This window comes from Bacillus sp. AFS055030 (genome assembly GCF_002574545.1).
Taxonomy (GTDB): Bacteria; Bacillota; Bacilli; order Bacillales; family Bacillaceae_G; genus Gottfriedia.
In genome coordinates, this window is the sequence record NZ_NUGT01000023.1 from 45,193 (window position 1) to 51,513 (window position 6,321).

The window sequence follows — 6,321 nt, forward strand, 5'->3', positions numbered from 1 at the left end:
GCAAATAATTTTACACATATAAAAAAGAGTAATGGGTAAATCGATAAGGAAGTGTATGTCATGACAGAAACATCATTTTATCGCGAAACTTGGGTAGAAGTAGATTTAGATGCAATTGAGGAAAACATTAAAAATATTGTATCGCTTTACCCTAATCATCAAGAAATATATGTAGCTTTAAAAGCGAATGCATATGGACATGGTTACGTTGAAGTAGCGAAACAAGCATTAAAGTCTGGAGCAACAAGATTATTAGTTGCTTTTATTGATGAAGGAATTTTTCTGCGTAATGCGGGAATAGAAGCACCGATTTTAGTGTTAGGAGCAACTAAACCTGAGGATATTAATGTTGCAATAAAGAATAAATTAACTTTAACAGCATATAATGTTGATTGGTTAGAAGGTATTTCTAAAAATATAAAAAGCACAGATGGTACAATGATTCATATTAAATTTGATACTGGGATGGGTAGATTAGGCCTAAAAACAAAATCCGAATGGGAGCAAGCTGCATCAATCATACGAAAAAATCCATCAATTATATTGGAAGGGCTGTTTACACATTTCGCTACTGCTGATGAGTTAAATAGATCCTATTTTAATGAGCAACTAGACAAATTTTATGAATGTATAGAATGGGTTAAGAGCAGTGGGTTCTCTCCGGAGTTAATTCATTGTGCGAATAGTGCAGCGGCCGCATTAGAAACCAACTTATTTAATACTGTACGTGTTGGTATTATCATGTATGGTTTAACGCCATCTTTGGAAATAAAACCAATGCTACCATTTACATTAAAGCCAGCATTATCACTTTATACGAAAATCTCACATATTAAGCAATTACCCGCTAATAGTGGTATAAGTTATGGTGCAACGTATTTTACTTCTGATTCAGAGTGGATTGCGACGTTACCAATCGGGTATGCAGATGGCTGGCTAAGAGATATGCAAGGATTTTCTGTGTTGGTTGAAGGTGAAAAGGCAGAAATCGTCGGTAGAGTTTGTATGGATCAGTGTATGATCAAGCTTTCTAAACATTATCCCGTTGGTACAAAAGTGATTTTAATAGGAGAAAGTAAGGATGGATCAGTAACGGCTGAAGATGTCGCTACACATATGAATACAATCAATTATGAAGTAACATGCCTTATAAATCACAGGGTACCAAGAGTATATAAAAAGAATGGAAATATAAAGTCCATAAGTAATTATCTAGTATCAGATTAATTGTAATTTGATGTATTAAAGTATGAAACACTGTTATTTGGTTAAGATAAACGAAGATATGTGTCTTTCCAATCACTGAAAATAATGGTATGATGTAGTATAGGGAGATATATGGGTAATAGTTGATTCTGGAGGTGCTGAAACTTGTCCGAACTAAATGCGACAACTGAAATAACAGTACGTTTACCAAAACACGTAGTAAGCGAACTAGATGGATTAGTAAAGCAAGAAAACGGTAATCGAAATGAGTATATTTATCAAGCGACTAAGATGTTTTTAAAGGATCGTAAAAGACGCCAAAGTCGTGAGCAAATGCGACGTGGATACATGGAAATGGCTAAAATCAACTTATTAATATCTTCTGAGTCATTCTATGCTGAGTCTGAAGCGGATTCTAAAGTGGAGCGCTTAGTTAGCGGGGGGTAATCACTTGATAGTAAAACGTGGCGACGTATATTTTGCAGACCTTTCCCCTGTAGTTGGCTCAGAACAAGGTGGAGTTCGTCCGGTTCTCATAATACAAAATGATATCGGTAATCGTTTTAGTCCTACCGTTATAGTCGCTGCGATTACAGCACAAATCCAAAAAGCAAAGCTTCCAACACATGTTGAAATCGATGCTAAAAAATATGGATTTGAACGTGATTCGGTTATACTACTAGAACAAATTCGAACGATTGACAAACAACGATTAACCGATAAAATAACACATCTTGATGATGAGATGATGGATCAGGTTGACGAAGCGTTGCAAATCAGTTTAGGACTTGTTGACTTTTAAAGTTGCTATTATAGCAGCTTTACCTACATAGATTATAATAAATTGTTTTGTAACCCTTTCGTTTTGAAAGGGTTATTTTAGGTTCTTTGAAATTACCAAAAATTGGAGGCGGTAATAATGTCACAACAATTGATTAATAAAATTGCATCTGATTTATCGATTACTACAAAACAAGTAGCTACCGTAATTGAATTAAAGGAAGAAGGAAATACAATTCCCTTTATTGCCAGGTATCGAAAAGAAAAGACGGGTTCTCTTGATGAGGTACAAATTCATTCTATTTTAGAGAAATATGAGTACGCTGTAAATCTTCAAACGAGAAAAGATGAAGTGATCCGTTTAATTGAGGAAAAAGGGAAACTGACTGCTGACTTACGTAAAAGTATTACTTTAGCTACAAAGCTACAGGAAGTTGAAGATTTATATCGACCTTATAAAGAAAAAAGAAGAACTCGAGCTACAGTTGCAAAAGATAAAGGGTTAGAACCTTTTGCCCAATGGTTATATTCAATGCCAAATGAAGGTTCTCTTGCGGATGAAGCGTTAAAATACATAAACGCTGAACTGGAAGTTAATACAGTTGATGAAGTTATTCAAGGTGGAAAAGATATTATTGCCGAATGGATTGCTGACGATGCAACTTATCGAAAGTGGATTCGTGAAATTACCTTTAAAAAAGGAACGATGGACAGTGCGGTAAAAGATTCCGAAAAAGACGAGAAAAAAGTATACGAAATGTATTACGATTACTCAGAACCAATTTCAAAGATTGTTCCACATAGAATACTAGCCATGAATCGTGCTGAAAAGGAAGATATTTTAAAGGTTGCAATTCAACCTCCTTTTGATGAGATTATTTTATATTTAGAAAAAAGGATTATTACAAAGGACACTTTTGTACGACCAATCTTAATGGAAGTCGTTGAAGATGCATATAAAAGATTAATTCAGCCTTCAATTGAAAGAGAGATTCGTAAAGAGTTATCAGAAAAAGCTGATTCACATGCGATTAATATTTTCTCAGAAAACTTACGGTCATTATTACTGCAACCACCATTAAAAGGGAAAATCGTACTAGGAGTAGACCCGGCATTTCGTACAGGCTGTAAATTGGCAGTAGTAGATGAGACGGGTAAAGTACTCAAAATAGATGTGATTTACCCTCATCCTTTCAGAGGAGAAAGAGAAGAGGTTCAAAGAAATAAAAGAGAACAAGCAGTTACGAAAATTAAAGATATACTTATTCAATATAAAATAGAAATGATCGCAATTGGAAATGGTACAGCTTCGAGAGAAACAGAGCTTTTTATATCTGGAATTTTAAAAGAAATGAAAAATAATACTTACTATGTAATCGTAAATGAAGCGGGAGCAAGTGTTTATTCAGCATCTGAATTAGCAAGAGAAGAGTTCCCCGATTTACAAGTTGAAGAACGAAGCGCAGTTTCAATTGCCAGACGACTACAAGATCCGTTAGCAGAGCTAGTAAAAATTGATCCTAAATCGGTGGGGGTAGGATTATATCAACACGATGTATCTCAAAAAAGCTTAAATGAATCATTATCATTTGTTGTTGAAACATCTGTTAACCAAGTTGGCGTAAATGTAAATACAGCATCGGTCTCACTACTTCAATACGTATCAGGCTTGTCTAAAACAGTTGCGAAAAATATTGTTAATTACCGTGATGAAAAAGGGAAAATAACAAACCGAAAAGAGCTTAAAACAATTCCAAGACTAGGTGCTAAAACATATGAGCAATGTATTGGATTTTTACGTGTCCTTGAAGGAGATGAACCTTTAGACCGTACAAGTATTCACCCAGAGAGCTACGTACAAGTAAAAAAATTATTAAAGCAATTAAATTTCTCAACAAGTCAAATTGGTTCAAATGAACTGAAAGAAAAGCTAAAGACAATTAATATAAAAGAAGTGTCAGAGCAATTAGATATTGGTGAAATTACGCTAAAAGATATTCTAGCATCATTAATGCAACCTGAACGAGATCTACGAGATGAATTAGCAGCACCAATCCTTCGCCAAGATGTTCTTCAAATTGAAGATCTAAAAATAGGGATGGAACTTGAAGGGACAGTAAGAAATGTAGTCGATTTTGGTGCGTTTGTAGATATTGGACTAAAGAACGATGGTCTTGTTCATATTTCTAGAATGAGCAGCAAATTTATTAAGCATCCACTTGATGTTGTATCAGTTGGTCAAGTAGTAAAGGTCTGGATTGCTGAAGTAGACCAAAAGAAACAAAGAGTAGGTTTATCTATGCTACCAATTGAATCGAAAGAAATCATCAAAGCTTAATTTTTTGATAATAAAACCAACATTGATTCAATAATTTAATTTGATAACGGTTTTTTTCATAAAATGCTTTTTGAATTTGAGATTTAAGCCAACTAGGCATTGCCATGATGAAAACCTCCAACTTAAAAATCTTCGCCCATCTTTTTTTAGGATGGGCGATGAAATAAATGAGTGAGGGGTAACCTTCCGATACATTGTATAAAAAGGATAACTGTATTGTTCATTTTGATAGTAAAAATTACGCCGTTGTAGAGAGATTTACTAAGAGCAGCCTATTTAGCATAAATCGTACTAATAAGATCTTTTGAAATTCTCATTTGTAAGTTTAATGTATGCACATACCCAAGAATATGTGAGTTGTTCAGTTATAATAAAGAAGAAAAAAGGATGGAGAATCATAAAATGGATAATGAGGAGATACAAAAACTGGTTGAAGAACTATCAATCACATATTTCAATCGACCATTTCTCCACCAAGCTACTTTCAATACTAGATTGAGGACAACTGGTGGTAGGTATTTATTAAAAACAAGTAATATCGAATTAAATAAGTTTTATTTTGAAGAACACGGAATTGAAGAGTTAAAAGGGATCATATTACACGAGCTTTGTCATTATCATCTTCATATTATGAAGAGAGGATACAAACACGAAGATAAAGATTTTAAAGAACTATTAAAAAAAGTAGGAGCTCCTAGGTATTGTAAACCACTAAATTCGATAAAAAAAAGAACGCATTCATATAAGTATAAATATAGATGTTCAGGGTGTGGGCAAACCTTCTTAAGAAAAAGAAAAGTGGACATTAAACGCTATGTTTGTGGTTTATGCAAAAGTCCATTAAAACTATTATAAATAGTGTTGACATCTAATATGCATATAGTTTATATTAATACTTGTCATCACGTTTTAGCACTTGATGAAAAGATTATTAATTTTTCCGCAGTAGCTCAGTGGTAGAGCACTCGGCTGTTAACCGAGTGGTCGTAGGTTCGAACCCTACCTGCGGAGCCATTATAATAGAGAAGTACCCAAGTGGCTCAAGGGGCGCCCCTGCTAAGGGTGTAGATCGTTTACGCGGTGCGAGGGTTCGAATCCCTTCTTCTCTGCCATTTTTTTTTTGGCCCGTTGGTCAAGCGGTTAAGACACCGCCCTTTCACGGCGGTAACACGGGTTCGAGTCCCGTACGGGTCACCATTTTTATCCTGGAGGATTAGCTCAGCTGGGAGAGCACCTGCCTTACAAGCAGGGGGTCGGCGGTTCGAGCCCGTCATCCTCCACCATTAACTTCATATGGTCCCGTGGTGTAGCGGTTAACATGCCTGCCTGTCACGCAGGAGATCGCCGGTTCGATCCCGGTCGGGACCGCCACTATTTACTACAAATTGTAGTATTTTTTTCTTTATTTGGAGAAAAATAGTAAGAGTGGATTTGGAGTTAGATTGTCGGATTGTTTTTATCTTGAGGGGAAAATTCGAGAGGTAAGGAGCAATACAACATAAAAAAAATCTGCGGTGCAACTTCATGAAGGTTATTCTGAGAAGTTGATTCATGATGTTATATCAATGGGCTATAGCCAAGCGGTAAGGCAACGGATTTTGATTCCGTCATGCCCTGGTTCGAATCCAGGTAGCCCAGCCATTTTGTTTTTTGTAGAGATGTTTGATTGTTTTTTATCTTGAGGAGTAAAGTCGAGAGGTAGAGGCAGTACAACATAAAAAAAATCCTGCGGTGCAACTTCATGAAGGTTATTCTGAGAAGTTGATTCATGATGTTATATCAATGGGCTATAGCCAAGCGGTAAGGCAACGGATTTTGATTCCGTCATGCCCTGGTTCGAATCCAGGTAGCCCAGCCATTTTAGTTTTTTAATAATATGTTTAAGGTAAGGGATTTTCTTTTATCTTAGACGCGATCGTGTAGACAGTAAGTTGGTTTAAAAATATTTGGTATTTTGTTATACTTGTAATATCTTTATATTACGAGCCATTAGCTCA

Annotated in this window: 6 protein-coding genes and 7 tRNA genes; 12 read left to right on the top strand and 1 reads right to left on the bottom strand. The window is 35.6% G+C overall.

Features of this window, described 5'->3' with window-relative positions; genetic code table 11:
- Positions 1 to 60 precede the first annotated feature (60 nt).
- The 4 genes from alr to CN925_RS10985 all read left to right on the top strand — a co-directional run bounded on the left by alr (position 61) and on the right by CN925_RS10985 (position 4,324).
- Entirely contained in the window at positions 61 to 1,227 is a 1,167-nt protein-coding gene (alr, locus tag CN925_RS10970) for an alanine racemase (protein WP_098846283.1), read from the top strand.
- Positions 1,228 to 1,371: 144 nt separating this feature from the next.
- Positions 1,372 to 1,653 (top strand): CopG family ribbon-helix-helix protein, encoded by a 282-nt coding sequence (locus CN925_RS10975; RefSeq protein ID WP_069033898.1) that lies wholly within the window; start codon positions 1,372 to 1,374, stop codon positions 1,651 to 1,653.
- Positions 1,654 to 1,657: 4 nt separating this feature from the next.
- Positions 1,658 to 2,008, top strand: coding sequence for a type II toxin-antitoxin system endoribonuclease NdoA (gene ndoA, locus CN925_RS10980; protein WP_056476047.1), 351 nt, complete (start codon positions 1,658 to 1,660; stop codon positions 2,006 to 2,008).
- Positions 2,009 to 2,125: 117 nt separating this feature from the next.
- Positions 2,126 to 4,324, top strand: a complete 2,199-nt coding sequence (locus CN925_RS10985) for a Tex family protein (protein ID WP_098846284.1) — start codon at positions 2,126 to 2,128, stop codon at positions 4,322 to 4,324.
- Here CN925_RS10985 and cmpA read toward each other — a convergent pair.
- On the bottom strand, positions 4,314 to 4,424 hold the full coding sequence (cmpA, locus tag CN925_RS10990; protein ID WP_088014579.1) for a cortex morphogenetic protein CmpA: 111 nt from the start codon (positions 4,422 to 4,424) through the stop codon (positions 4,314 to 4,316). The genes CN925_RS10985 and cmpA overlap by 11 nt on opposite strands.
- Before the next feature lie 302 nt (positions 4,425 to 4,726).
- On the opposite strand from cmpA, the gene CN925_RS10995 reads away from it, so the two are divergent.
- From CN925_RS10995 to CN925_RS11030, 8 genes are all read left to right on the top strand, one after another.
- On the top strand, positions 4,727 to 5,179 hold the full coding sequence (locus tag CN925_RS10995) for a SprT family protein (RefSeq protein ID WP_098846285.1): 453 nt from the start codon (positions 4,727 to 4,729) through the stop codon (positions 5,177 to 5,179).
- Positions 5,180 to 5,263: 84 nt separating this feature from the next.
- Positions 5,264 to 5,338: transfer RNA gene (locus CN925_RS11000), tRNA-Asn, on the top strand.
- 7 nt (positions 5,339 to 5,345) lie between these two features.
- Positions 5,346 to 5,436 (top strand) — tRNA-Ser (locus CN925_RS11005).
- Positions 5,437 to 5,446: 10 nt separating this feature from the next.
- Positions 5,447 to 5,521 (top strand) — tRNA-Glu (locus tag CN925_RS11010).
- Between the two features lie 10 nt (positions 5,522 to 5,531).
- A tRNA-Val gene (locus tag CN925_RS11015) sits at positions 5,532 to 5,607 on the top strand.
- Between the two features lie 12 nt (positions 5,608 to 5,619).
- Positions 5,620 to 5,695 (top strand) — tRNA-Asp (locus tag CN925_RS11020).
- 195 nt (positions 5,696 to 5,890) lie between these two features.
- Positions 5,891 to 5,965, top strand: a tRNA-Gln gene (locus CN925_RS11025).
- Positions 5,966 to 6,107: 142 nt separating this feature from the next.
- Positions 6,108 to 6,182, top strand: a tRNA-Gln gene (locus tag CN925_RS11030).
- Positions 6,183 to 6,321 lie beyond the last annotated feature (139 nt).

What these genes read in the sequence shown, in the direction of transcription:
- cmpA (WP_088014579.1), bottom strand. Translation starts at nt 4,424, where the DNA reads ATGCCTAGTTGGCTTAAATCTCAAATTCAAAAAGCATTTTATGAAAAA.
- alr (WP_098846283.1), top strand. Translation starts at nt 61, where the DNA reads ATGACAGAAACATCATTTTATCGCGAAACTTGGGTAGAAGTAGATTTA.
- CN925_RS10985 (WP_098846284.1), top strand. Translation starts at nt 2,126, where the DNA reads ATGTCACAACAATTGATTAATAAAATTGCATCTGATTTATCGATTACT.
- CN925_RS10995 (WP_098846285.1), top strand. Translation starts at nt 4,727, where the DNA reads ATGGATAATGAGGAGATACAAAAACTGGTTGAAGAACTATCAATCACA.